This window comes from Rubrimonas cliftonensis (assembly GCF_900107585.1).
Classification (GTDB): domain Bacteria; phylum Pseudomonadota; class Alphaproteobacteria; order Rhodobacterales; family Rhodobacteraceae; genus Rubrimonas; species Rubrimonas cliftonensis.
The window spans coordinates 1-25,042 of record NZ_FNQM01000032.1 but is presented as its reverse complement, the minus strand read 5'-3'; the positions used below and the strand labels follow the sequence as shown (position 1 = coordinate 25,042).

The 25,042-nt window shown below is 69.9% G+C and carries 24 protein-coding genes and 1 pseudogene; 17 read left to right on the top strand and 8 right to left on the bottom strand.

What is annotated here, in order from left to right:
• Positions 1 to 408 precede the first annotated feature (408 nt).
• The 3 genes from BLW43_RS20940 to BLW43_RS20930 form a co-directional block, all read right to left on the bottom strand.
• The gene (locus BLW43_RS20940; RefSeq protein ID WP_093256462.1) at positions 409 to 876 is read right to left on the bottom strand and encodes a YHS domain-containing (seleno)protein; all 468 of its coding nucleotides are present in this window, start codon (positions 874 to 876) and stop codon (positions 409 to 411) included.
• A 539-nt stretch (positions 877 to 1,415) separates the two neighbouring features.
• A complete protein-coding gene (locus BLW43_RS20935) occupies positions 1,416 to 2,135 on the bottom strand; it encodes a cytochrome c biogenesis CcdA family protein (RefSeq protein ID WP_093256460.1) in 720 nt (239 codons plus the stop codon).
• A 4-nt stretch (positions 2,136 to 2,139) separates the two neighbouring features.
• Positions 2,140 to 2,529, bottom strand: coding sequence for a thioredoxin family protein (locus BLW43_RS20930; RefSeq protein WP_093256459.1), 390 nt, complete (start codon positions 2,527 to 2,529; stop codon positions 2,140 to 2,142).
• Between the two features lie 366 nt (positions 2,530 to 2,895).
• On the opposite strand from BLW43_RS20930, the gene BLW43_RS20925 reads away from it, so the two are divergent.
• The 3 genes from BLW43_RS20925 (at position 2,896) to BLW43_RS20915 (ending at position 5,550) form a co-directional block, all read left to right on the top strand.
• The gene (locus tag BLW43_RS20925; RefSeq protein WP_093256469.1) at positions 2,896 to 3,135 is read left to right on the top strand and encodes a FitA-like ribbon-helix-helix domain-containing protein; all 240 of its coding nucleotides are present in this window, start codon (positions 2,896 to 2,898) and stop codon (positions 3,133 to 3,135) included.
• Positions 3,021 to 3,536 carry a type II toxin-antitoxin system VapC family toxin gene (locus tag BLW43_RS20920; protein ID WP_093256467.1) on the top strand — a complete coding sequence of 172 codons (516 nt, stop codon included), beginning with the start codon at positions 3,021 to 3,023 and terminating at the stop codon, positions 3,534 to 3,536. The genes BLW43_RS20925 and BLW43_RS20920 overlap by 115 nt, the downstream gene beginning before the upstream one ends.
• A gap of 397 nt (positions 3,537 to 3,933) precedes the next feature.
• Positions 3,934 to 5,550 (top strand): hypothetical protein, encoded by a 1,617-nt coding sequence (locus BLW43_RS20915; RefSeq protein ID WP_093256458.1) that lies wholly within the window; start codon positions 3,934 to 3,936, stop codon positions 5,548 to 5,550.
• Here the strand turns inward: BLW43_RS20915 and BLW43_RS20910 are convergent.
• From BLW43_RS20910 to BLW43_RS24455, 4 genes and pseudogenes are all read right to left on the bottom strand, one after another.
• Entirely contained in the window at positions 5,500 to 6,081 is a 582-nt protein-coding gene (locus BLW43_RS20910; RefSeq protein ID WP_175479038.1) for a VOC family protein, read from the bottom strand. The genes BLW43_RS20915 and BLW43_RS20910 overlap by 51 nt on opposite strands.
• On the bottom strand, positions 6,071 to 6,589 hold the full coding sequence (locus BLW43_RS20905; protein WP_217632271.1) for a cupin domain-containing protein: 519 nt from the start codon (positions 6,587 to 6,589) through the stop codon (positions 6,071 to 6,073). The genes BLW43_RS20910 and BLW43_RS20905 overlap by 11 nt, the downstream gene beginning before the upstream one ends.
• Positions 6,586 to 6,951, bottom strand: a complete 366-nt coding sequence (locus tag BLW43_RS20900) for a DUF1428 domain-containing protein (protein ID WP_093256457.1) — start codon at positions 6,949 to 6,951, stop codon at positions 6,586 to 6,588. The genes BLW43_RS20905 and BLW43_RS20900 overlap by 4 nt, the downstream gene beginning before the upstream one ends.
• 342 nt (positions 6,952 to 7,293) lie before the next feature.
• Positions 7,294 to 7,981: pseudogene (locus BLW43_RS24455) on the bottom strand (transposase); the annotation flags it as partial.
• A gap of 346 nt (positions 7,982 to 8,327) precedes the next feature.
• Between BLW43_RS24455 and BLW43_RS20890 the strand changes: the two are divergent.
• The 14 genes from BLW43_RS20890 to BLW43_RS20825 all read left to right on the top strand — a co-directional run bounded on the left by BLW43_RS20890 (position 8,328) and on the right by BLW43_RS20825 (position 22,427).
• Positions 8,328 to 8,639 carry a winged helix-turn-helix domain-containing protein gene (locus BLW43_RS20890; RefSeq protein WP_217632267.1) on the top strand — a complete coding sequence of 104 codons (312 nt, stop codon included), beginning with the start codon at positions 8,328 to 8,330 and terminating at the stop codon, positions 8,637 to 8,639.
• 36 nt (positions 8,640 to 8,675) lie between these two features.
• Positions 8,676 to 9,473 carry a molybdate ABC transporter substrate-binding protein gene (gene modA, locus BLW43_RS20885; RefSeq protein ID WP_245731155.1) on the top strand — a complete coding sequence of 266 codons (798 nt, stop codon included), beginning with the start codon at positions 8,676 to 8,678 and terminating at the stop codon, positions 9,471 to 9,473.
• A gap of 4 nt (positions 9,474 to 9,477) precedes the next feature.
• Positions 9,478 to 10,170, top strand: coding sequence for a molybdate ABC transporter permease subunit (gene modB, locus BLW43_RS20880; protein WP_093256452.1), 693 nt, complete (start codon positions 9,478 to 9,480; stop codon positions 10,168 to 10,170).
• A gap of 5 nt (positions 10,171 to 10,175) precedes the next feature.
• Complete coding sequence (modC, locus tag BLW43_RS20875) at positions 10,176 to 11,288, top strand: molybdenum ABC transporter ATP-binding protein (RefSeq protein ID WP_093256451.1); 1,113 nt, start codon at positions 10,176 to 10,178, stop codon at positions 11,286 to 11,288.
• Positions 11,289 to 11,563: 275 nt separating this feature from the next.
• On the top strand, positions 11,564 to 12,595 hold the full coding sequence (locus tag BLW43_RS20870) for a substrate-binding domain-containing protein (RefSeq protein WP_093256465.1): 1,032 nt from the start codon (positions 11,564 to 11,566) through the stop codon (positions 12,593 to 12,595).
• A gap of 79 nt (positions 12,596 to 12,674) precedes the next feature.
• Positions 12,675 to 14,054: a phosphate ABC transporter permease subunit PstC gene (gene pstC / locus BLW43_RS20865; RefSeq protein WP_093256449.1), complete on the top strand. Its 1,380-nt coding sequence runs from the start codon at positions 12,675 to 12,677 to the stop codon at positions 14,052 to 14,054.
• Positions 14,055 to 14,064: 10 nt separating this feature from the next.
• Positions 14,065 to 15,351, top strand: a complete 1,287-nt coding sequence (pstA, locus tag BLW43_RS20860) for a phosphate ABC transporter permease PstA (protein ID WP_093256448.1) — start codon at positions 14,065 to 14,067, stop codon at positions 15,349 to 15,351.
• 22 nt (positions 15,352 to 15,373) lie between these two features.
• On the top strand, positions 15,374 to 16,156 hold the full coding sequence (pstB, locus tag BLW43_RS20855; protein ID WP_093256446.1) for a phosphate ABC transporter ATP-binding protein PstB: 783 nt from the start codon (positions 15,374 to 15,376) through the stop codon (positions 16,154 to 16,156).
• Between the two features lie 351 nt (positions 16,157 to 16,507).
• The gene (locus tag BLW43_RS20850) at positions 16,508 to 17,563 is read left to right on the top strand and encodes an extracellular solute-binding protein (RefSeq protein ID WP_093256444.1); all 1,056 of its coding nucleotides are present in this window, start codon (positions 16,508 to 16,510) and stop codon (positions 17,561 to 17,563) included.
• A complete protein-coding gene (locus BLW43_RS20845) occupies positions 17,563 to 18,666 on the top strand; it encodes an ABC transporter ATP-binding protein (RefSeq protein WP_093256442.1) in 1,104 nt (367 codons plus the stop codon). The genes BLW43_RS20850 and BLW43_RS20845 overlap by 1 nt, the downstream gene beginning before the upstream one ends.
• Complete coding sequence (locus BLW43_RS20840; protein ID WP_093256440.1) at positions 18,663 to 19,496, top strand: ABC transporter permease; 834 nt, start codon at positions 18,663 to 18,665, stop codon at positions 19,494 to 19,496. The genes BLW43_RS20845 and BLW43_RS20840 overlap by 4 nt, the downstream gene beginning before the upstream one ends.
• A complete protein-coding gene (locus tag BLW43_RS20835; RefSeq protein ID WP_093256438.1) occupies positions 19,493 to 20,293 on the top strand; it encodes an ABC transporter permease in 801 nt (266 codons plus the stop codon). Before BLW43_RS20840 ends, BLW43_RS20835 begins: the two co-directional genes overlap by 4 nt.
• Entirely contained in the window at positions 20,290 to 21,681 is a 1,392-nt protein-coding gene (locus tag BLW43_RS20830; RefSeq protein ID WP_093256436.1) for an amidase, read from the top strand. The genes BLW43_RS20835 and BLW43_RS20830 overlap by 4 nt, the downstream gene beginning before the upstream one ends.
• Entirely contained in the window at positions 21,678 to 22,427 is a 750-nt protein-coding gene (locus tag BLW43_RS20825) for an aspartate/glutamate racemase family protein (RefSeq protein WP_093256434.1), read from the top strand. Before BLW43_RS20830 ends, BLW43_RS20825 begins: the two co-directional genes overlap by 4 nt.
• A gap of 58 nt (positions 22,428 to 22,485) precedes the next feature.
• Here the strand turns inward: BLW43_RS20825 and BLW43_RS20820 are convergent, their stop codons facing one another.
• Complete coding sequence (locus BLW43_RS20820) at positions 22,486 to 24,369, bottom strand: sensor histidine kinase (RefSeq protein WP_245731154.1); 1,884 nt, start codon at positions 24,367 to 24,369, stop codon at positions 22,486 to 22,488.
• Positions 24,370 to 25,042: the final 673 nt, after the last annotated feature.

Sequence of the window (25,042 nt, the reverse complement as noted above, 5' to 3'; positions counted from 1 at the left end):
CACGGCGCGGAAACGTTACGTTGAATGAAAAGGACGCCGCCCGCGGCGCGCGACGTCGACATCCGTGATCCGCGCGGTCCGCTGCTGTCCCGCTGTGCGGTTCCACTGACGAGCGACCGCTTCAGAGGGGTTCCGGCTGGTCGCGGCACGACTGCCGGAGCCCCTGTGGACGGCCGTTCGCCCAGACGGCGGGCGTGTGATCAACCTCGGTCGACCGCCTCACCGGGAAGGCCGCCGGTTAATGGCTTCGGCCGCTCGCGCGGCCGGCAGGCCCTCCCCAGAGTGGCGGCCGCATGAGAGGCAGATTTCTCGCGACTTGGGCCCTGGGGCGCCCACCTCCGCCCAGGCCAGGACGCGGTCGACGGGCGGGAGCGCGGGTTGTTCCCGCGCGTCCCCGCCCGAAACTGCTTAGAGCCCCGACTGCTCGGTCGCGAAAATGCGGCTCCAGTTGTGCTCGCCGGCACGGATCGTGCCCTCGACATTCTGCAGGAACACGTTCTCGTGCGCGCCCTTGGAGCTGTTCAGATAGAGCTGGCCTTCCACCACGGCGAAGAACTGCGGGTCGATCGCGATCTTCTTGCCTTTGGATGCGCCAACTGTGCACCAGCCGCCGAACGCAGGGGCGTACTTCACAGGATCGGCGGCGAAGAGGTCGCGGTTCTCGGCGGAGGAGAAGAGCCAGGTGACGTCCTGATAGGTCGCGGAGAAGGCGGCGTCGCCAGGCTTGGCCATGCCCTTGGTGTGGAAGGCCACGACGTCGTGGCCGGCAGCCGCCACTCCGTCGGCGAGAAAGTGCTCGTCGGCTGCCTGCGCCGAAAGCGGCGCAACGAGGACGAAAGCCAGCGCGAGGCTGCGGAGGTGAGTCGGGAAGCGCATGATGGTCTCTCCTGTCGAAGTTGCCGCCGGCCCATAGGGACGCGGCGCGGCGCGGTTCGACGCCACGCCGTCCAGTCTCTTCGCCTCAGCGCAGCGCCCGTTACCTGGCCCGCCCCGCTATTGCGGGAACGTGAGGCGAAGTGAACAAACGGAGTGGCGCGACCGGCCTGTCACCGGAGGCGCAACTGACGGCGCAAGGCGACACCGAGATTTGCGAGATGTCGCCCTACCTGATCGATTTTCGGCGGGTTGTCCGCCCGAGGGTGACGACGGGTCGTTCGTTGACGCCGCGCGGAGCTCGATGACGGTGTCGCCGACGGGCGGACACGCATGCCGGAATGCCCACACCTTCGGCCGCGGTTTCGGAGCGGCGGCGCGCTGGTCGGCGCCGAGGCCGGCAAAGCGAGCTTTTCGCCAGCCGCCGGGCTCGCCCGCGCTCGCCACCGTGAAGAACTGCCCGGCGCAGGAGAAGCAGGCGCGCCATGCCGGCCCGACAGCTCCGGCTGCGGCAAGGGCGACGCATCGGCGCCGCCCGCGGCTCAGATCGCAGTCGTCAGTCGCGTGAGCCACTCGGGCGACGCTTCGACCAGCCAGGCCTCGGCGCGCTTGTCCAGGCCCGACAGGATCAGCAAGCCAACTGCGAGCAGCAGCGCCCCCATCGCCTGCTTGCCACCCGAGCCTGCCGCCATCAGCCGTCGCCGCCAGCGCCCGAGCGCCTCGCGCGACAAGGAGCCAAGCAGCAGCAGCGGCGCGGCTGCGCCCACGCCGAAGGCGAGCATCGTCAGGCCGACCTCCCCGAGGTTCTCGCCCCGCGCCGCCATCAGCGACGCAGCCCCAAGCGTCGGCCCGACGCAGGGGGCCCAGACGAGGCCGAGGAGAAGCCCCACCGCCGCCTGACCATGCAGTCCGCTGGTCGAGAAGCCGCCGAAGCGCTGTTCCGTCCAGCCGCCCACCGGCCCCGCCGCCGCGGCGACGCGGGTCTGGAGCGCCGGGACCAGCAGCACCAGCCCGAGCGCCGCGAGCATGGTTCCGCCCAAGGCGCGGAACACGCCGGCGTCCAGTCCCATCGCGAAACCCACCGTCGCGACGAAAAGGCCGACGGCCGTAAACGAGATGGCGAGCCCCGCCGCCAGCGCCGCCGGGCCCCAGCGATGCTCGGCTGCCGCAGCGCCGAGCACGATGGGGATCAGCGGCAGCACGCAGGGCGAGAGTGTCGAGAGCACCCCCGCCGCCGCCCCGAACAGGATCTCGCTCGCCATCGCGTCAGAGCGCCTTCGCTAGAAGCGCCGCGACGCTCTCGGGATTGGAGTCGCCGACGCTGCGGCCGATCTCGGCGCCGGCCCCGTACACGATCAGCGTGCTCTGCTTCTGCGCGCCGAGTGCGCGCACCACGTCCTTGCGGCTGTCGAAGTCGACCTCAAGCAACAGCATGTCGGCGAAGCGCTCCTGCGCGAAAAGGTCGGCAAGGATCGCCTTCTGGGCCCTGCAGACCGGGCACCAGGGCGCGCTGATCTCGACGAGGACGGGGCGGCCCTCGGCCAGCGCGGCGTCGAAGGCCGCCTGGTCGAACGACTGGGCTGGCGGCTCGGCGGCGAGAGCCGGCAGGGCGATGAGGGCGGCCGCGAGGCCGAGAATGCGGCGACGGTCGATCATGGACGCTTCTCCAGGTTGGATGCCACGGGAGTTCGTCGCAGATCACACCTAAGTTTCAGTACGGCGGTTGACAAATGCGCGAGGCGCTCGTGATCGCACGCTGTGGAGCTGTTTTTCGACCGAACCTCCCGCAAAGGTCGCGGATTTGGCCCCGGCAGCGAATTCCGGTCGTTCGCCCCGGCGGCTGGATCGCTATTCGGGCAATCCTACGACCCGATTCAGGGGGTCATCGCATCAAGCCGCAAAGCCCGGCGAGCCTGGCCGACGTCTCCCGCTTGCGGCGGGACGACAGGCGCGTCGCGAGAGCAACCTTGAAATCGGGAAGAAGCGCCTGCGTTTTGCCTGCAGCCGCTATAGTAGGTCGTGATGGCCCAGTTGACCGTTCGCAACATCGACGACGATCTCGTCCTCGCCCTGAAGGCCCGAGCCGCAGAGGCTGGTCGCTCTTCCGAGGCCGAGCATCGGTTGATCCTGCGCCAAGCGCTGAAGGGATCGCGCGACAGCGGGAGTCTCTTCGAGCGCGCCGAGCAGTTGCGCGCGCAGCTCGGTACGGTGTCCGACACGACCGCCATCATCCGCGCCGACCGCGGTCGCGACGTCGAGTAGAGGTCGTCGTCGATGCATCCGTCGCCGTAAAGTGGCTCATCCCCGAGCACGGATCGGTTCGCGCCGCTTCGCTGCGGACCGAAGAGCTGTTCGCGCCGCGGCTGATCAGGGCCGAGGTCGCCAATACCCTCGCCACGCTCGAGCGCCGTGGCGAGTTCTCCGCGACCGCGGCTGCCGAGGCGTTCGCGCTGTTTCAGGACGCGCCACTCCGCATCACGGAAACCGACGAGGACCTCGAACGCGCGGCGCTTGCCATGGCGATCCGCCTCCGGCATCCCGTGCATGACTGCAGCTATCTGAGCCTGGCGGAACGCGTGGACGCCACCCTTGTCACGGCCGACCGGCGCTTCGTCGCCACCCTGGTCGGCGACGTGGCGGCAGCGCGCGCCGCCGCTCTGTAGATTAAACGACGATATTGCTTGGTCCCGTCGCCCCCGAATGAATGCAGTCTCCCGGTTCCAGCCGGTCGCCGGGCGGCTGGTGGACCTTGGTGTTCCGGCCGGTCGCAGGGCTGCCGACCGAGCGCGGTGGACAGCCGTCCGCCCGAGCGGCAGGTGTTTCATCAGCTTCTGACCTCTGTGTCTCCGAGAGGGCCACGGGTTCGCTCATCTGCGGATCGGCGCGAGTTCCCAACTCCGATCAGCGCCACAAGTCATTGGTACTTGCAGGGCGAACGGGGCCCCGACGTCGCGCCGGTCCACTCCACGATCAGTACAAGTAAAGGTTGCGGCGGCGATGCGTGTCCCGCAACCTGCGAGGTACGCGACGCACGGGGTTTGTGTCAGGGAGGATGCGGGAATGAACCGCTTCGCGACGACGGTGCTGCTTGCGGCGAGCCTGACGCCGTTCACTGCATCGGCGCAGCAGGATCTGGAGGCGAATGCGCTCCAGAAACTCATGCTTTTTCGCAGCTTCGTTCAGGACGACCCATCCTGCGCGCTCTCTGTGGTGGAGGGCCGCCCGCTCTTTTCCGGCGCGACGGCCGCCAACGCGCCCGGCGCCTGTCCGGACGCCTTCGCCTGGGCGCAAATGGCGGAGGCTGTGTCGCAGGGCTTCTGGAACTGGGGGATCGACCAGACGGTCTGGCCTGCTATGCCCTTGCCTCTCTGCAGTTCCGAGGTTCGGACCGGATGTTGCGATCCGGACGCGCCGATCGACCCGACCGCGGCGCCGCCGGCGGGTTGCCCCGTGAACCGCGCCGACTACGCCCGGCCCAGTCCGCTGCCGGCGAGGCCGAACGGCTCGCCGGCGTCCGGCGTCATCAACCATGGCGGCCTCGAGTTCGCCGACAGGATCGACCCCGGCCGCCTGCTGCGCGATCTCGAGCTCGAGCTCGTCTTCCGCAACAAGACGATGATCGACTACATCTACCGTCAGGATCTCTATTCTAAGGAGGGCCTCGGCGCCCGCAACAGGGCGCAGAACGCGGCCCTCGCGAACGGCGACCTCGGCCGCGCCCAGGCCCTGACCGTGCGCTTCCCGGCCGACGCGGTGATGGTGAAGGCCGATTTCCTTCACCAGCAGATCATGCTCGACCAGGGGCTGATCCAGCGCACGGACGCCGCCGGCGCGGCGCTCAACCCGCCGAATGACCCGAACTTTCCCTATCTGACGGTGTGGATCGAGGGCGACGGCTCCGAGGGGTCCGTTCCGGGGCTCTACTACCTCGTCGCAATGACCAACGCGTCCAAGGCCCTGCCGATCTGGCACTGGTATGCGATCGAGCACGTCTCCAATCGCGGTCGCTGCGACTACATCGGCTGCAATGACAGCTTCGGTTACTCGGTGAATGGCCGGACGCAGGCAGGAGCGGATTTTGGAGCCCATTTCATTCCACCGATGATCGAACTGAACGATGACAAGATCGATCAGAACGATCCGCTGTTCGTGGCCGGCGAGGTCTATGATCCGGCGGTGACGGGCGAGACGATCACGCCTGAACTCGCGGCGCTGCTCCGCGGCATGGGGGTCGGGACCGCGGCGACGGATCCTGACCCGACCGCGATTTCAGCCGACGATCCGGCCTGGATGAATTACCGGCTGAAAGGGACGCAGACGACCTTCACGACCGCCGCGGGCGTCCCCACCGGCATGGGAGCCACGGTGACGGAGGGGGGGTTCGTGAACTCCGCCTCCTGCACGACATGCCACAGCCAGGCCTCCGTGGACCTGAACGGGGCGGCCGGCGTGCAGGGCGTCGGCGCGACCTGGCGGCCGAACCTGCTGGGCTACCAGCAGGTGGCGATGGGCGCGCCGGAGTTTGCTTGGTTCTACCGGCCGGGAGGGCCAAGCATCGCCGCGACGCAGATCGACTTTGTCTGGGGTATCTTCAACGCCCATTGCCAAAAGTCGGCGGAGAACGGCTCAGCCTGCGCAAGCTACCCCGACGAGCCCACCGTCGTACCCGCGCGATGAAGTGACGGGCCGGCCCGGAGGTTCATCCCTGAAACCGACGGTCGCGGATTTGGCGCGGAGGGTCGGTGAGCCGCCGGTCAGCTTCGGTGACGAGTTGCGGGCATGGCCCCAGTTTCCGCTCAGGGAGTCATGGCGGCGCTGCATCTCGGCAGGCTCTACCTGCTCGATCGCGTGGCCGATCATCCACTCGTGTCCGAAGGGGTCGCGCACCGTTCCCGTGCGCTCGCCGTAGAACTGCTCCGCCGCCGGACGGACCAGCGTCGCGCCGGCGGCCACGGCCTGCGCGATCACGGCGTCGGCGACGTCGAGGTGGATGGTCGCGCCGCCGCCCTCCGGGCCCCGGATGTCGAACTCGGGGAATGGGTCGGACAGCATGATGGTGGCCGGGCTGAACAGCAGCTCGACGTGGCCGATGCGGCCGTCCGGGGCGGTGAGGCGGAACTTCTCCACCGCCCCGAAGGCGCGGGCGTAGAACGCGACCGCCTCGGCGGCGGGGCTGGCGCGAAGGTAGGCGAAGACCTCACGGATCATGGCGACGGTTCCTGAGCGGCGCCGGGCTCGCGGCCATAGTAATCGGCCACGACCTCGGCGCGGAGCACCTTGCGCAGCGCGCGGTCGCGCCCTCAACGTAGATCGAGAGCTTGCCCGAGTCGGGATACTCGCACACCTCGACCGGCGCGAGCGTGGACAGCGCGAGGTAGCGCAGTTCGGTCGCGCCGGTGTTGCGGATCTGGTGCGCAACCTCCGGCCCGCCGGCCGGGCAGGAGATGACGTTGTGGCGGCGCAGCGGGTAGCGGCGGTCGCCGGAGCGCAGTTCGCCCTCGCCATCGAGGATCAGGAGCATCTGTTCCTTAGCGCGGTGGTTGTGGAACGGGCATTGCGCCTTGCCGGGCGGCAGCACGGTCACCTTGTAGCCGAGCTGGCGCGCGTCGATCTTCTCGTTGCTGAAGCCGCGCTTGGAGTTGCAGGGGCCGTTCTCCTCCACGTCCTCGAACACTATCGGGTCGAGGTTCATCAGCGGCGTCGCTGGGGCGGTCACAGCTGGGCGCCTGCGCGCGCGTCGAGCAGCGTCTCGAAGCCGCCATGGATCATGCGCTTGCCGTCGAAGGGCATCGGACCGTCGGCCATGCGCGGATCGGCCACGATCTTTGGCCAGGCGGCGTCGCGCGCGGCCTTGTCCGGCCACTCGATCCAGCCGACCACCACTGTCTCGCCGGGCTCCAGCGCGATGGCGCGGCGGAAGTCGGTGCGTCTGCCTTCGGGCACGTCGTCGCCCCAGGTCTCCACCACGCGCAGCGCGCCGTGCTCCTGGAACATGGCCGCGGCCCGCTGTGCGTGGCGCAAATAGGCGTCGCGACCCTCGGTCGGCACTGCGAGCACGAAACTGTCGACATAGGTCATGGTCGGTCTCCCTGAGTGTGCGGACATGTGGCGGACAATTGCTCAGTCGCCGGCATGGGCGGCTTCCAGCGCGGCCACGTCGAGCTTTCCCATTGTCATCAGCGCGGGGTGCACGCGGGCGGCGGCCGCTGGATTGCGGCCGTCCATCAGTCGCGGCAGCGCCTCGGCTATGATCTGCCAGAACACGCCGAAGCGGTCGATCAGCGCAGCCCAGAGCCGGTCGGTTTCGGTCAGCGCCGAGCTCGACACGGCGGGCGACGGCGCGCCGCCAACGGGCGCGTTCAGCACCATGAAGGGCGCGGCGCGCAGGGTGAACTCGACCACTAGCGCCGGACCGGCGGGGTCGATGATCGTCAGCGCGCGCAGCTTCCTGCCGGTTGAGAGCTGGTCGTGAACGAAGTCCATCGCCCAGGTTTCGGTGGCCGCAACGGCGACACTGCGGTCCTCGCGCAGCTTGGCCTTCACCCGCCGCTTCGGGCCTTTTTCCGCATCCGCATGCCTTACTCATTGTAGACGCGCCGTGTTTTCTTGTGATTGACCCTCCAGACCTCCCGGCGCAACAGCACATGGACGCGTCGCGCGCCGTAGCGCTCCCGCGTCTCGCAGGTCTCCCTGATGCGGCTCTCCAGCGGGGCCTGTCCGGGGCGGCGGGACCGGTGGTGGTGCGTCGAGCGATCCAGCTCAAGGGCGTCGCACGCCCGGCGGATCGACACGCCCCACTCCCGGCGGATCCCGTCCACCAGCTCGCGCTTTCGGGCAGGCTTCAGAGCTTTCGGCGAACGACGTCCTGCAGCATTTCCTTGTCGAGCGACAGGTCGGCCACGAGCCTTCTCAGCCGGGCGTTCTCATCCCCGAGTTGCTTCAACCGCGTGATCTCGGTGGGCGGCAGACAGGCGAACTTCTTGCGCCAGTTGAAGTAGGTGGCCTGGCTGATCCCGGCCTTGCGACAGATATCCGCCACCGGCGCGCCGTCGTCGCCCTGCTTGGGAATGAACGTCTTCTGGGCGTCCGAAAACTGGCTCGCTCTCATGTGCTTCCGCTCCTGCCCGGCCGGGGGCGGGGCCGCGGAAAACTCCATCCGAAAGCGGTCCAGTTCCGTGGGATCAGATCAGGATCAGATCACTCGACGCGATGCTGACGCATCTGGAGGCCCACATGCGGCTGGGGCTGGAGCGCACGCTGCTGGCGATCGGCTAGAGACGCCGTGGCAGTGATGTGTTGGCATGGCATGTTCGGTCCACGTGACGTGGCTGGGAATGAACGCGCCACTTGGCGCAAACCGCCGGATGCCGCACTGTCGCTGGATGACGCGCGCCAGCCCACGGAACGCCCGGCCGCCCGGCCTTCGCATCCGCCTCGTGTTCGAGGACGGGGAGATGATCGGCCCCGGAAAGGCCGATCTGCTCGAGGCGATCCGGGAGACCGGCAGCATCGCCGAAGCCGGGCGGCGGCTCGGCATGAGCTACAAGCGCGCCTGGACGCTGGTGGAGACGCTGAACGCCACCTTCGCCGAGCCGGTGGTCGAGAGCCGGCGCGGCGGCGCGGGCTTCGGCGGCGCCGCGCTCACGGCGCTCGGCGAGACCGCGCTCTCGCATTACCGCAGGCTTCAGGCGAAGGCGGCGCGCGCGTCCGCCGCCGAGGTCGCCGCGCTGCGCCGCCTGCGCGCCGATAGCGCTGAACGGAAATAACGCTTGCGTCGGAGGGCGGGCTTCCGGATAGGTTTGATGAGACATATCGACCGAAGGCGCGACATGAAGCACCCCAGCCTGCCAGGCGCGGCCGTCGTCGCCGCCTTGACGCTGCTCTCGGCTCCGGCGCTCGCCGAGCGGGTGACGGTCTTCGCCGCGGCGAGCCTCGCCGACGCGCTGGCCGAGATCGAGGCGGGCTTTGAGGTGGAGACCGGCCTTGAGGTCGCCGCCTCGCTCGCCGGCTCGTCGGCGCTCGCGCGGCAGATCCAGCAGGGCGCCCCCGCCGACGTCTTCATCTCCGCCAGCACGGCGTGGATGGACGCGCTGGAGAAAGACGGGTTGATCGAGCCGGGCAGCCGTTTCGACCTTGTCGGCAACGCCATCGTGCTGATCACGCACGGGCGGGGCGCGGCGCCGCTCGAGATCGGTCCCGACACCGACCTCGCGGGGCTTTTGGGCGACGGCCGTCTCGCCATGGCGCTGGTCGATGCGGTGCCGGCCGGGATCTACGGCAAGGCCGCGCTTGAGAGCCTCGGCCTCTGGAGCGCCGTCGAGGCCCGGGTCGCCCAGACCGACAACGTGCGCGCCGCCCTTGCGCTGGTGGCCGCCGGAGAGGCCCCCTACGGCGTGGTCTACGCCACCGACGCCGCTGCGGAGGACGCGGTCAGCGTCGTCGGCGCCTTTCCCGCCGACAGCCATCCGCCGATCGTCTATCCCGCCGCGGCCGTTGCGGGGCGCGCGAACCCCGCCGCGACGGTCTTTCTCGCCTATCTGCGCGGGCCCGAGGCGCGGGCCGCGTTCGAGCGCCAGGGCTTCGCCGTGATCGCGGACTAGCCGGGTGGGCTGGCTCGGCCCCGAGGAATGGGCGGCGGTCGCGCTGTCGGCGCAGGTGTCGTTCTGGGCCGTCGCGGCGAGCCTGCCGCTCGGCGTGCTGACGGCCCATGCGCTGGCGCGATGGTCCTTTCCGGGCAGGCAGCTTCTCAACGGCCTGGTCCACCTGCCCCTGATCCTGCCGCCGGTCGTAACCGGCTACCTGCTGCTGCTGACCTTCGGCGTCCGCGGCCCGGTCGGCGGCCTGCTCGCCGAGATGGGCGTGACGGTGGCGTTTCGCTGGACCGGCGCGGCGCTGGCCGCTGGCGTCATGGCCTTCCCGCTGATGGTGCGGGCCATCCGCCTCTCGATCGAGGCGGTCGACCCGCGGCTGGAAGAGGCCGCCGGCACACTGGGGGCAAGCCGGTTCTGGGTGTTTCTCACCGTCACGCTGCCGCTGATCGCGCCAGGCGTCGTCGCCGGCGCCATCCTCGCCTTCGCCAAGGCGATGGGCGAGTTCGGCGCCACCATCACCTTCGTCTCCAACATCCCCGGCGAGACGCGGACGATCCCCTCGGCGATCTACGCCTTTCTCCAGGTTCCGGGCGGCGAGGGGCCGGCCGGTCGGCTCGTGCTGGTCTCGGTGGCGCTGGCGATGGCGGCGCTCCTGCTCTCGGAGTTCGTCGGGCGGCGCGTCGCCGCGCGCGCCGGCGGCGGCTGACGCCGATGCTGGAGGTCGACATCCGCCACAGCTTCCCGGCCTTTTCGCTGGACGTCGCGTTCGCTGCGCCGGCGGGGGTCACGGCGCTGTTCGGCCGCTCCGGCTCGGGCAAGACGACCGTCGTCAACGCTCTGGCGGGGCTTCTGCGTCCGCAGTCCGGCCGGATCGTCGCGGACGGCGCGACGCTCCATGACGACGCGCGCGGCGTGTTCCTGCCGCCGCACCGTCGCCGGGTCGGCTATGTCTTTCAGGATGCGCGGCTCTTTCCCCATCTTAGCGTGCGGCATAACCTGCGCTACGGACGCTGGTTCGCGCCGAGGGCGGCGCGCGGGCCCGACATGGACGCCGTGGTGGACATGCTCGGGATCGGTCATCTGCTCGACCGCCGTCCGGGGCGGCTGTCGGGCGGCGAGAAGAGCCGTGTCGCCATCGGCCGCGCCCTGCTGGCGGCGCCAAGGCTGCTGCTGATGGACGAACCCTTCGCCGCGCTCGACGAGGCGCGCAAGGCGGAGCTGCTGCCGTATCTGGAGCGCCTGCGCGACGCCGCCGTGGCGCCGATTCTCTATGTCAGTCACTCGGCGGCCGAAGTGGCGCGGCTTGCGACGACCGTCGTCCTGCTGGACGAGGGCCGCGTCGTGGAGGCCGGTCCCGCCGCCGACGTCCTCACGAGCCTGTCCGCCGCGACGATCCTCGGCGTGCGCGAGGCGGGCGCGATGCTCACCGGCGTCGTGGTTCGCCATGACGCCGACGGCATCAGTGAGATCGCGATCTCCGCCGGCGCGCTGTTCGTGCCGCATGTCGCCGCGCCGGTCGGCGCGACGGTCCGCATCCGCATCCAGGCGCATGACGTGATCCTCGCGCCCGAGCCGCCGGGCCTCATCTCCGCGCTGAATGTTCTTCCGGCGACGGTCGCGGCGGTGCGCGAGGGCCGCGGACCCGGCGTCATCGCGCAGTTGTCGCTGGGGCCGGACCGGCTGCTGGCGCGCGTCACGCGGCGTTCGGCCAAGGCGCTCGGCGTCGAGGAGGGGCGGCGTCTCTACGCCATCGTGAAGGCCGTTGCCGTCGCGCCGGAGAATGTCGCGCCGGAGAATGTCGCGCCGGCGGCGCCCTTCGGATGACCTCCGCGCGGGCCGCCCACGCCGCGGCGTCCGCGAATCGTCGCGCGCCTGAGCGGCCGATGGCGGCCTTCTGCGCGGCGCCGTCGCCGTCGCGGCAGGGGGGACGAGGCGGGGCGGCGGGCGAAGCGGCGTTTCCTGTTGCGCCGCAAGCCCCCCGGGCGCGTTGCGGCGACCGTCACTCAATCGTCGCAAATACATCATGAAAGCTTTGCCCAAGAATCTTAAGCCGCTGCTAGGTGCACATCACCGAGAACAACTCAGGGAAGTTCCCCGCCATGAAAAGCAGCATCATCCTCGCGGCCGTCGCGGCGCTCGTCGCCGGAGCCGCGACCGCCCGCGACCAGATCCGCGTCGTCGGCTCCTCGACCGTGTTCCCCTACAGCCAGGCCGTGGCTGAAGAGTTCGCGAACTCCACCGGCGCGGCGTCCCCGGTCGTCGAGTCGACCGGCACCGGCGGCGGCATGCAGATCTTCTGCGGCGGCGTGGGCGTCGATCACGCCGACATGACCGGCGCCTCGCGCGCAATGAAGGCCTCCGAGTTCGATCTCTGCCAGTCCAACGGCGTGACCGACATCACCGAGGCGCTGATCGGCTACGACGGCCTCTCGATCGCGCACTCGCGCCAGTCGCCCGCTGGCTTCAACTTCTCTCTCGAGCAGCTCTTCCTCGGCCTCTCCGCCGAGGTGCCGGTCGACGGCGCGTGGGCCGCGAACCCCTACAAGAAGTGGTCCGAGATCGACGCGTCGCTGCCCGACGTCGAGATCACCGTGTTCGGCCCGCCGCCGACCTCCGGCACCCGCGACGCCTTCGTCGAGCTGGCGATGCACGCCGGCTGCGAAGAGCTCGACTTCGTCAAGAACGGCGGCTTCGACGGCAAGTGGGTGAGCGAGAACTGCTCGCGCATGCGCCAGGACGGCCCGTTCGTCGAAGCCGGCGAGAACGACAACCTGATCGTGCAGCGCCTCAACGCCGACCCGAACGCGCTGGGCATCTTCGGCTACTCGTTCCTGTTCGAGAACCAGGACACGCTGGCCGGCGCCGCTATCAACGGCATCCTGCCGTCGGCCGACACCATCGCCGACTTCTCCTACCCGATCGCGCGCCCGCTCTACTTCTACATCAAGAACGCGCACCGCGGCGTGATCCCCGGCATGAGCGACTTCATCGGCGAGTTCGTGTCCGAGGCGGCCATCGGCCAGGGCGGCTACCTCACCGAGCGCGGCCTCGTGTCCCTGCCGGAGAGCCGGCTTGAGACGGTCCAGAAGACGGTGCTGAGCTCCGTGTCCATGGAGCGTCCGGGCAGCTGATCGCCTGAAGTAAACCGTTATCGCGCCGGCCGCATTGCGCGGTCGGCGCGTCGTATCGTTGAGGGGCGTGAGCATATACATGGTCGGCTACACATTTCTGCTCATCCTGCTCCTGTCCGCCGTGGGGTTTGTGCTGAACCGCAACGCCGCGCAGGAGCTGCGCGCGGGCGGGTCGCGCCTGCACTCTCTGCCTGTGTTCCACGGCGGCTATGCGCTCGCGCTGGCGGGGCTGCCGGCGCTCATCTTCGTTCTGCTCTGGCTCATGTTCGAGGGTTCGTTCGTGAGCGCCCTGGTTCGGGCGTCGCTGCCCGCGGAGGCGGTGGCGGGTCTCGGAGCCGGTGAGCTGTCGCTGATCATGGCCGAGGTCCAGCAGACTGCATCCGGGCTGATCTTCGGCGAGCCCGCCCAGTATGTCCGCGACGCGGCAGCCTACTACAACACGCTCCACAGCATATCGGACTGGGCGATGTTCGCGCTCGTCCTCTTCATTCTGGCGGGCGGGATATTCCTCGCGCGCCGCTCCGTAGCGACGGAGTTCCGCGCACGCCAGCGCGTCGAGAAGGTGCTGTCGGGTCTGATGATCTTCGCCTCGGTCATCGCGATCTTCACCACGATCGGCATCGTGGCGTCGCTGGTGTTCGAGGCGGCGCGGTTCTTCGCACTCGTGCCCATCACCGACTTCCTGTTCGGCACGGCGTGGGAGCCGCAGATCGCGATCCGCCCCGATCAGATCGCCGGCGCCGGCGCGTTCGGATGGCTGCCGGTCATCCTCGGCACCCTCGTCATCACGTTCATCGCCCTGCTCGTCGCCGTTCCCGTGGGTCTGCTCTCGGCCATCTACCTGAACGAGTTCGCGTCGCCCCTGCTGCGGAAGATCGCCAAGCCGATCCTCGAGGTGCTCGCGGGCGTGCCCACGGTGGTCTACGGCTTCTTCGCCATCCTCGTGGTCGCGCCCGCGCTGCGCTCCTTCGGCGGCGACACGCTCGGCCTGCCGATCTCGCCGAACACGGCGCTGGCCGCCGGCTCGGTGATGGGCGTGATGCTGATCCCGTTCATCTCGTCCTTCGCGGACGACGCGTTGACCGCGGTGCCGCGATCCATGCGCGACGGTTCGCTTGCGCTCGGCGCCACCCAGTCCGAGACGGTTCTGAAAGTGCTGTTTCCCGCGGCGATCCCCGGTATCGTCGGCGGCGTCCTGCTCGCGGTCAGCCGCGCCATCGGTGAGACGATGATCGTGGTGATGGCCGCCGGTCTGATCGCCACCCTGACGATCAACCCGCTCGACAGCGTCACCACCGTGACGGTTCAGATCGTGACGCTGCTGATCGGCGACACGTCTTTCGACAATCCCAAGACGCTCGCGGCCTTTGCGCTGGGTCTGATGCTGTTCATCGTCACGCTTGCGCTGAACGTCGTCGCCCTCCGCGTCGTCCGCAAGTATCGCGAACTCTACGATTGAGGGCGGCCGCATGACCACGACCACGACCAACGCGGGCGCCGACTGGAAGAGCCCCGAGGCTGCGGCGCGCGTCCGCAAGCGTCACGCGGGCGACCTCCGGCTGAAGTTCGCCGGAATGGCGGCCCTCGGCTTCGCCGTGCTGATGCTGGCGATCCTGCTCGTTTCGCTGTTCGCGAACGGATATCAGGCGCTGCGCCAGACGCACGCCTCGGTCACGTTCGAACTGTCGGCCGAGCACATCGACGCGGCAGACCCCCAGCGCGGCAATTACCGCGCCATCGTCCAGGACGCCGTGCAGGGACTGTTCCCCGGGATCGACAATCCGGGCGAACTGCGCAGCGCGGTGGGCATCCTCAGCAACGGGGCGCAGAACGCCCTGCGCTCGATAGCCCTGAACGATCCGTCCCTGATCGGACAGGAAGTGACGATCGACGTCCCGCTCTCCGATCCCTATGACCAGTTGGCCAAAGGGCTGGTCGATCGGGACTCGCCCGAGGACCAGCGCCGGCTGAAGGATGCGGACATCGCCCTCTTCGACACCCTGCAGGCGCGCGACGTCGTCTCGTTGCCGATCAACTGGGCGCTGGTCACCAACGCCGACAGCCGCTTTCCCGAGCTCGCCGGCCTCCAGGGGGCGATATGGGGCTCCTTCTACGCCCTGCTCGTCTGCTTCGTGCTGAGCTTTCCCACGGGCATCGCGGCGGGCATCTACCTGGAGGAGTTCGCCCCGAAGAACCGCTTGACGGACATCGTCGAGATCAACATCAACAATCTTGCGGCGGTGCCCTCGGTCGTTTTCGGTCTGCTCGCGCTGGCGGTCTTCATCGGCTGGTTCGGCATGCCGCGTTCCGCGCCGCTGGTGGGTGGCATGACGCTCGCGCTCATGACGCTGCCAACGATCATCATCGCGACGCGGGCGGCGCTTAAGGCGGTGCCGCCGTCGATCCGCGAGGCCGCGCTCGGCGTCGGCGCGTCGAAGCACCAGGTCGTCCTGACGCATGTCCTGCCGCTGGCGATGCCGGGGATCCTGACCGGCACCATCATCGGTCTCGCCCAGGCGCTGGGCGAGACCGCGCCACTGCTTCTCATAGGCATGAACGCCTTCATCACCGAGGCGCCGTCGAGCCTTGTCGACAGCTCCACGGCCCTGCCGACGCAGATCTTCATCTGGGCCGACAGCCCCGAGCGCGGTTTTGTCGCCCGCACCTCGGCGGCGATCCTCGTCCTTCTGGCCTTCCTCATCGCCATGAACGCCGTCGCGGTGTTCCTGCGCAGCCGTTTCGAACGCCGTTACTGAGCGCGACCCGGGGTATACCACTATGCAAGACGCCATTACTAACGCCCTTGCGATCAAGGTCGCGTGCGACAAGGTCAACGTCCACTATGGCGACACGCACGCCATCAAGGATGTGAGCATCGACATCCAGGACAAAACCGTAACGGCCTTCATCGGGCCGTCGGGCTGCGGCAAGTCCACCTTCCTGCGCTGCATCAACCGGATGAACGACACGATCGACATCTGCAAGGTGACCGGCAGGATCGAGCTGGAAGGCGACGACATCTACGACGCCGGGATCGATCCGGTGCAGCTGCGCGCCCGCGTCGGCATGGTGTTTCAGAAGCCGAACCCGTTCCCGAAGTCGATCTACGACAACGTCGCCTACGGCCCCCGCATCCACGGCATCGCCGCCGGGAAGGCGGAACTCGATGAGATCGTGGAGAGCGCGCTGCGCAAGGCGGCGCTGTGGAACGAGGTCAAGGACCGGCTCCAGTCCCCCGGCACGGGCCTCTCGGGCGGGCAGCAGCAGCGGCTCTGCATCGCACGCGCGATCGCCACGGCGCCGGAAGTTCTGCTGATGGACGAGCCGTGCTCGGCGCTCGACCCGATCGCGACGGCGCAGGTGGAGGATCTTATCCACGAACTGCGTGAGAACTACTCGGTCGTCATCGTGACCCACTCGATGCAGCAGGCGGCGCGCGTCAGCCAGAAGACCGCGTTCTTCCATCTCGGCTTCATGCCCGAGTACGACGATACCGAGAAGATCTTCTCCAACCCGTCGGACAAGCGCACGCAGGACTACATCACCGGCCGGTTCGGCTGACGCGAGCCTGTTCGCCGATCGAATTGCGTCCGGCGCGCCGGACGCCTCAGCCGCCCGCGCCGCCCTGGCGCGGGCGGCTTTGCGTTGTACTCCCTGCGCTGGGGGGCTGGCACGCCACGCCCGGGGCTGCGCTGCGGTGGGCGGCGCGCGCACGATCCAGCAGGGATTGAGCGGACCCACTCGCGTGACCGCCGCCCAAAAGTTGGGCGGGCCTGCCCATGGCTTGCCCAATGGGTTCGAATTTCACGCAATCAGCACCATCGACGGGCGTCGCGCTTGCGCGCGGCGGGCGCGGCTTGGCATCAAGTCGGGAAATGGAATGCCATCCCCGATCGGACAGCGGAGGCGACGATGACCGAAACCACCATCAAGGGCGTTACGCGGAGACGGCTGCTCAAGACCACGGCGTTCGCGGGGGCGGGGCTTCTGGCGGCGCCGTCGATCCTTCGCGCCGCGGACAACGAGATCGTCATCGGCTGCGCCGGCAGCCATACCGCGTGGATGGAGGCGGTCGTCGCGCCGCACATGAAGGCGACGCTCGGCGCCGACATCCTGTTCGAAGGCACGAAGTCCACGGTCAACCTCGAAAAGATGGCGTCCAACCGGGACGCCCCCTACCTCTCGGTTGTCCAGATGGACGATCCGGTGATGATCATCGCCGTCGAGGAGGGTCTCCTGACGCCGGCGACGCCCGAACTTGTCCCGAACATGGTCGATCTGCGCCCTGACGCGGTGCACATGGACGGGATGTGGTGCAACTATGTCCAGCCTTGGGCCGGCGTCGCCTACAACACCGACTTCCTGCCCGGCGGCGTGCCGAACTGGAACGCGCTCTGGGCGCCGGAAGCCAAGGAGAAGCTGATCATCCCCGGCCTGCGCAACACCGAGGGGATGTGGACGCTGTTCATGGCCGCGCATCTCGCCACCGGCAAGCCGATGGCGGAGGCGCAGTACGAGATCGACGCGGCCTTCGACAAACTGGCCCAGCTCAAGCCGAACGTGCTGACCACCTATTCGGTGATGAGCCAGGCCTTCAACCTGCTGGAGCAGGGCGAGATCACCATGCTCTCGGGCAACTTCTCCAGCTATGCGCTGCCCCGCAAGGCGCAGGGCGTGCCCGTGGATCTGGCCGCCCCCGCCGAAGGCATCTTCGCCATGCCGTCGGGCATCTGCCTCGTGAAGGGCGGCCCGAACCCCGAGCTGGCCGCAGCCTATGTCAACGAGATGCTGGGGCCGGAGCTGCAGGCGGCCGTCGCCGAGTTCTCCGCCTCGGTTCCGGCGAACACCACCGTGAAAGCCGGCGCCATCATCCCCGAAGGCGTGCCGATCCACGCGCCGGACTGGGCCTTCGTCTCGAAGAACCGCGCCGACTGGATCGACCGTTTCGACAAGCTGATGGCAGCCTGATGCAGCCCGCCGCCGCGCCCCCCGCGCAGGTCGGCGGAGGGGCGCGCCATCTCGACGTGGCCGCGGTGTCGAAAAGCTACCGCGGCCAGAAGGTGATCGACCGGCTGGACTTCGAGGCCTCGCGCGGCGAGCTGGTCTCGCTGCTCGGCCCCTCCGGCTGCGGCAAGACGACCTTGCTGCGGCTGATCGCCGGGCTCGTCTCCGCCGACGGCGGAGACATCGCCATCGGCGGCCGGAGCGTGACGCGCACCCCGGCGCACCGGCGCAACGTCTCGGTCGTATTCCAGAACTACGCCCTGTTCCCGCACCTGAACGTGCGCGACAACGTCGCCTTCGGTCTGCGTGCGCGGGGCCGCGAGATCGGCGCGCGCGTCGACGATGCGCTGGCGCTCGTGCGGATGGGCGCCTTCGCGGATCGCGCCGTCGCCGCCCTCTCGGGCGGGCAGCAGCAGCGCGTCGCCGTGGCTCGCGCGCTGGTCGTGGAGCCCGACCTCCTGCTTCTCGACGAACCCTTCAGCGCGCTTGACCGCAAGCTGCGCGAGACGATGCAGGTGGAGCTCAAGACCCTGCTTTGGGCGCGCGCCATCACCGCCGTCTTCGTCACGCATGATCAGGACGAGGCGCTGGCGGTCTCCTCGCGCATTGCGGTGATGAACGCCGGCCGCATCGAGCAGTACGCCGCCCCGGGCGCACTCTACGACCGCCCGGCGACGCCCTTCGCGCTCGACTTCGTGGGCCTCTCCACCCGCATCGCCGGCAGGGCGCGGCGGCGCGACGGCGAGGCGGTGGAGATCGAGACGCCCTACGGCATCGTGCGCGCGCCGCGGCCGGGGACGGCGCCGGCCGAGGGCGCCCCCGTGCTGATCGGCGTCCGCCCGGAGCGGATCGCGCTGGCCGACGCGGAAGCCGCGCCGGACGAGAACCGCATCGCGGTGCGCCTCGCCGACGTCATGGCGCTCGGCTCGCGCACCCACCTCCACGGCGCGGCCGAGGCGGATGACCGGCTGCTGTGCGAACTGCCGGGCATGGCGCAGACCGTGGCCCCCGGCGCAGAGGTGACGCTGCGCTGGCGCGTCGCCGACACGCTGCTGTATCCGCTGTGAACGCCGAGAACCGCATCGCGCTGCTGGCGGCGCCGGGGCTGCTCTATCTCGCCGCGCTCTACGCCCTGCCGCTGGCGCTGCTGCTGACGGAGAGCCTGCGCGACGCGGAGGGGGCGCTGTCGCTGGCGGCCTATGTCGAGTTCTTCGCGGACCCGTTCAACCGCGGCGTGCTGTGGCGCACCCTGCGCGTCGCGGCGCTGACGACGCTGCTGGCGCTGGCGCTCGCCTACCCGACCGCGCTGGCGCTGTCGCGGGCGCGCGGCTGGGCGCAGACGGCGATCCTCGTCGCGATGGTCCTGCCGCTCTCGGTGGGCGTGATCGTGAAGGCCTTCGCATGGTCGATCCTGTTCCGCGCCAACGGCGCCATCAACGGCGCGCTGATGGGCCTCGGCGTGATCGACGCGCCGATCCGGATGCTGTTCACCGAGACGGCGCTGATCATCGGCGCCGCCAACGTGTTCCTGCCCTTCATGGTGCTGCCGATCTACGCGGTGATGCGGCAGCTGAGCCCGGCGCTGCCGGAAGCCGCGGCGACGCTCGGCGCCGGGCCTTTCTTCCGCTTCTTCCGCGTGACCCTGCCGCTGACCCTTCCCGGCGTCATCGCCGGCGCCGCCTTCACCTTCTCGCTCTCCGTGTCGATGTACGTCATCCCCAGCCTCATCGTGGGCGAACGCCAGCAGACGCTCTCGATGCTGATCGCCCGGTCCTTCCTGTTCCTGCGCGACGAGCAGCTTGGCGCCACGATCTCGGCGATCCTGCTGCTGATCGCGATCGCGGTCGTGCTGGGGTCGAGCTGGCTGGCGGCCCGCGTGACGGGCGGGCGCCCATGACGCGGGTCGACCGCATGGCGCTCGGCGCAAGCTGGGCGGTCGCGGCGCTCACGGTGGCGTTTCTGATGACGCCGCTCGTCGTCACCGTGGCGGTGTCGTTCGCGGACTCCCCGGTCTATTCCCTGCCGCCGCCGGGCTGGTCGCTGCGCTGGTACGAGGCGATGCAGCGCCGCTCGGGCCTTGCGGACGCCGTCATGCTGTCGCTGAACCTCGCGCTGGTCTCCACGGCGATCAGCCTGATCGTCGGCGCCGCCGCGGCCATCGCCGTCGCCCGCGGCCGCTTCCCCGGCCGCGAGGCGATCGCGACGTTCACGGTCTCGCCGCTGATGATGCCGGGCCTTGTGGTGGGCGTGGCGCTGCTGCAGTTCCTGCGCGAGGTCGGGCTGCGGGACGCCTACTGGAGCCTGCTGCTCGGCCACATCCTGATCACCCTGCCCTTCGTGATGCGGACGCTGCTCGCGGCGATGACGCAGTTCGACTTCAGCCTGATCGACGCGGCGCGCACGCTCGGCCTCAGCTGGCCGATGGCCGTGGTCAAGGTGCTGGCGCCGAACCTGGCGCCGGCGTTCCTGACCGCGGGATTGTTCGCATTCCTCGCCTCGATGGACAACTACCCGATCTCGATCTTCCTGACCGACGCGCGCAACAAGACACTGCCGATCAAGATGCTGCAGTATCTGGAGGAGCAGCCGGACCCGTCGCTGGCGGCGATGTCCACCGGGCTGATCCTGCTGGCGCTGATCGCGCTGATCATCGGCTCGCGCACGGTCGGCCTGAACCGGATGATCCAGGGATGAGCGACCCGATGGACCTGTCGGCGCGGGCGGTTTCGGCTGCGGTGCTGTCCGGCGCGCTCGCGCCGATGGCGGTGGCGGAGGCCGCGCTGGCGCGCATCGCCGAACGAGACCCCGCTCTCGGCGCCTTCACGGATGTCGACGCGGACGCGCTGCGCGCCGACGCGGCGGCGCTGTCGCGGCGGCTCGCGGCGGGAGAGAGGCCGCCGCTGGCCGGCGCGCCGCTCGCGGTGAAGGACAACATCTGGATCGAGGGGCGGCGGATCACGCAGGGCTCGCGCCTCTTCGCCGATCACCGGCCGGACCGCGACGCGGTCGCCGTGGCGCGCGCCCGCGCGGCCGGCGCGCTGATCGTCGGCGTGGCGGCCTGTTCGGAGTTCGCCTGCAAGGGTGTCACGACGACGCCGCTGCACGGCCCGACGCGCCACCCCGAAGACCCTGCGCTGACGCCCGGCGGCTCGTCGGGCGGACCGGCGACCGCGCTCGGCGCGGGCATGGCCGCGCTGGCGCTCGGGACGGACGCGGGCGGATCGGGGCGCAGGCCGGCGGCGCATTGCGGCCTGGTCGGTTTCAAGCCGAGCCTCGGCGCAATCCCTTACGGCCCCGGTTTCGCCGAGCCGTGCTGGAACGTCTCGGTCATATCGCCCATGGCGCGCGACGTCGGGGACGCCGCGGCCCTGTTCGAGGCGCTCGCCGGCTTCGACCCGCGCGATCCGTGCTCCGCCGTCGCGCTGCGCGGGGCGGGCGATCCGGGGCGGCTGCGCATCGCCTGGGCGCCGACGCTGGGTCTGGAGGCCGCCGTCGACGCCGACGTGGCCGAGCGGACCGCCGCCGCCGTGGAGACGCTGAAGGCGGCGGGCTTCGAGGTCGCCGAGGCGGCGCCGCGCTGGCCGGAGGCCGCGGACGCGGGACTTGTGCTCGACATCCAGCATGCCGGCCTTGCGGCGCTCCATGGCGCGCGCTGGCGCGCGACGCCAGACGTCTTCGATCCGGACCTTGCGGCGCAGATCGAACGGGGTCTCGGCCTCTCCGGCGCGGCCGTGGCGCGGGCCTTCGAGGCCGGTCAGGCGATCCGCGACGCCCTGGCGGAATTCCATCTCGCCTTCGACCTGCTGCTCTGTCCGACGACGCCCTGCCCCGCCTGGCCGCTGGAGCGCCTGGGGCCGGCGATGATCGGGGGTCGCCCCGCCGGGCCCCGCGATCACGCGGTCTTCACCGCGCAGTTCAATCATGGCATGGGCCCGGCGATATCCATTCCGTGCGGGCGCGGCGCGTCCGGTCTGCCGCTCGGCCTGCAGGTCGCCGCCGCGGTCGGGCGGGATCGGGAGGTTCTGGGGGCGGCGCTGGCGTTCGAGCGCGCGCTGGCGCCTGCGTCGGAGGCCCTCGCATGAGGCTGCTGCTGCTCAACCCCAACATGTCGCAGGAGATGACCGCCCGGATGGAGGCGGTCGCGCGCGCCGCCGCCTGGCCCGGCGTCGAGATCAGCGCGCTGACGGCGACGCGCGGGTTTCCCTACATCTCCAGCCGGGCCGAGGCCCAGATCGCCGGCGGCGTCGTGCTCGAGATGATCGCCGACCATGTCGGCCAGACCGACGCCGTGATCATCGCGGCCTTTGGCGACCCCGGCCTTCACGCGGCCCGAGAACTGTTCGACCTGCCGGTGGTCGGGCTGGCGGAGGCCTCCCTCCTGACGGCCTCGATGGTTGGCGAGCGGTTCGGCGTCGTCACCTTCACCGCGCGGATGCGGGCCTGGTACGCGGACGCCGTGCGCGACGCCGGCCTGTCAGGCCGCTTCGCCGGCGTGCGCTGCCCGCAATCCGAGCCCGGCGGCCCGGTGCATGCGGTGGCCGACGAACACGCCGAACTCATCCGCGAGCTGTGCGTGCAGGCGGCGCAGGAGGACGGCGCCGACGCGGTGATCCTCGGGGGCGCGCCGCTGACGGGGCTGGCCCGCCGGCTCGATCCGGCGTCCCCGGTCACGCTCATCGATCCTGTCGTCGCCGCGGTCGGACTGGCGGAGGCGCTGGCGCGCGCCGCCCCGCAGGGCGCGCGATCGGGCCGCTTCGCCCGGCCGCCGGCGAAATCCTCCGCCGGCCTTCACCCGCCGCTGGCCGACTGGATCGCGCGGCGCGGCTGACGCCGAGGCGGCTTGGCTTGGCCTGGCCGCTCCGCCCTCGGGCGAGGCGACGGCGGCTTCAGCGGCTGAGCCGCGCGAGCGGCAGCCTGAGGCGGATGCGCACGCCTTCCGATCGCCACTCGTAGTCGATGCCGCCCCCGAGCTGTCCGGAGGCGCTCGTCCGCGCCAGCCTGCTGCCGAAACCCTGCGAGCCGGGCGCCGCCATCTTCCGGCCTGGGACGCGCTCCTCCCAGATCAGCTCAAGGTTCTCCCCTGCAACCGTCCACCTGATCGTCAGTTCGCCTTCGTCCGTGGCGAGGGCGCCGTACTTGACGGCGTTGGTCGCGAGTTCGTGGAAGATGAGCGCGAGGCTCGTGGCGCTGGTCAGGCCGAGGGCGATGTCGGGGCCGTCGATCACGGTGCGCGCGCCGGCGGTCTCGTAGAGATGCGGCTCCGTCACCTGCCGCAGCAGGGCGCCGAGATCCGCCTTCTCCATCGTGCGGGTCTCGTCGTCGATCGCCGGGCTGATGAGTTGGTGGGCCTTCGCGAGAGCGCCCAGCCGGCCCCGCAGATCGGCGCTCATCGTCGAGACGGAGGTCGCGCCGCGCGCGGTCATCGCCACCATGGCCGAAGCGACGGCAAAGAGGTTCTTCACGCGATGGTCGAGTTCGCGCAGCAGGAGCTGGCGCGCCTCCTCAGCCTGGCGGCGGTCCGTCGCGTCGCGCAGGGTCGCGACGACGCGCGTCGGGGCCCTACCGGCGACGATGACCGGCGTGACGACGACTTCCCACCAGCGCGCGACGCCGCGCGCCGAAACCGAACGGCCGGAAAAACGCCCCAGCCCGCCGAGCCTAGCCGCCTCCAGCGCCGACCGCGCCTCCTCGCGGAGCTCCGCGGGCAGGAACTCCGACCAGTGCGCGCCGATGACCGCGTCGCGCGGCCCCAGCTCAAGAAGCGCCGCGCCGCTCTCGTTCACGAAACGCACCGCCCCTTCGAGATCGATCACCATGATGCAGTCGGCGCTCGACTGGAGGATGCTGCGGCTGAACTCCTCGCTCTCCTGCAGGGCGGCCGTCGCCCGCGCGGCGTCCGAAACGTCCGTCGCGACGATGAAGACGCCGCTGCGTCCGCCCTCGCTGTCGGTGAGCGGCTGAAAGACGAAATCCACGATCAGGTCGTCGACCTGCGCACGCCCCCCGCGCCTGAGCCGGACGGGAACGGCGCGGCCCACATGGGGCTCGCCGCTGGCGTAGACCTGATCCAGCAGCGCGATGAAGCCCTGCGCCTCGACTTCCGGCAGCGCCCGGGCCACGGGACGGCCGACGACATCGGTCCGGCCGACGAGCTCCTCGTAGGCCGGGTTGACGATCTCGAAGACGTGCTCGGCCCCGCGCGTGATCGCCACCGCGCCGGGGGCCTGAGCGAACAGCCGGCCGAGACGGTCGACCTCCGCCTCGGCCTCGCGGCGGGCCAGCACGGCGGCGGTCGTCTCGTTGCCCTGGTTGAAAACGCCCGCCACGGCGCCGTCCTCGCCCCGGATCGGCGTGAAGCTGTAGTTCCAGTAGGTCTCGCGCGGCAGGCCGTCGCGGATCATGGGCAGGTGCTGGTCGAAGAGCGATATGCTTTCGCCCAACTGCATGACGCGCTCGAACTGCGGGCCGACGATCGCCCAGATGTCGGACCAGACCTCGCGGCCCCGGCGGCCGAGCGCCCATGGGTGTCGCCCGGCCGGCACGGGCGCCCACGCATCGTTGTAGAGCAGCCGCAGCTCCGGCCCCCAGTAGATGGCCGTCGGAAAGCTGGAGTTGAGACAGATCGACAGGGCGGAACGCAGCGACTGGGGCCAGCCCGAGGGGGGGCCCAGCGGCGTCGCCGACCAGTCGAAAGACCGGATGCGCGCGCCCATCTCGCCGCCGCCGATCAGGAACATGGGATGCCGGCCGCCGGCGGCGTCAGTGAACATCGATCGCATCCAGAAGTCCTGCGCGCAGCCGGGCGGCCCGGGGGCTGATCCGAAGACGACCGGCGCCTGAGCGCGCAGTCTTATCGCACCTGTCCATACGCCACCACAGCGCGGCTGCGCTATCCGGCAGCCGCGTTGCGCAAGATGGCGTTCGGCCGCCGCGGACAGCGGATCGCGGACTTCGCGTCTCGGACTTTGCGTCCCGGACAGCGCGTCTCGGGCGCTCGACGATCCTGCGCACCATGACGTCGCCGGCGCGCCATGGGCCGGGTCGGTCAGGCGACATGCGCCCGAAGTTCCGCACGCAACGTCTGAGCCTGCGCAAGCCTTGCTTGAGGCGGGTTCCGCGGGCGGCATGGGATGCGGCGTCCCCCTTCCCCCAAGGTCAGGGCCGCGGCGCAGCCCGGCGCGTCGATTCCGCATGAGACTGCGGATATGAGACGCTTTGCGATGGCCGCGATTTCCGGGGTCGGCCTTGCGGCGCCTGTGCCGTCATCGACCTCGGGTAGCCCGTAACGCGCTGACATAAAACGCATTTCTCGCCCTGTCACAAAAAATCCGAAATCCTTGTTGAGGTATGTTGCGCGTGTTATCGAATCTGCGTATAAGCCCGTTCACCGGCGGCGCTGACGGAGACGGACGCGCCGCTGTTTGCTTCTGATAGAAGCGCGCT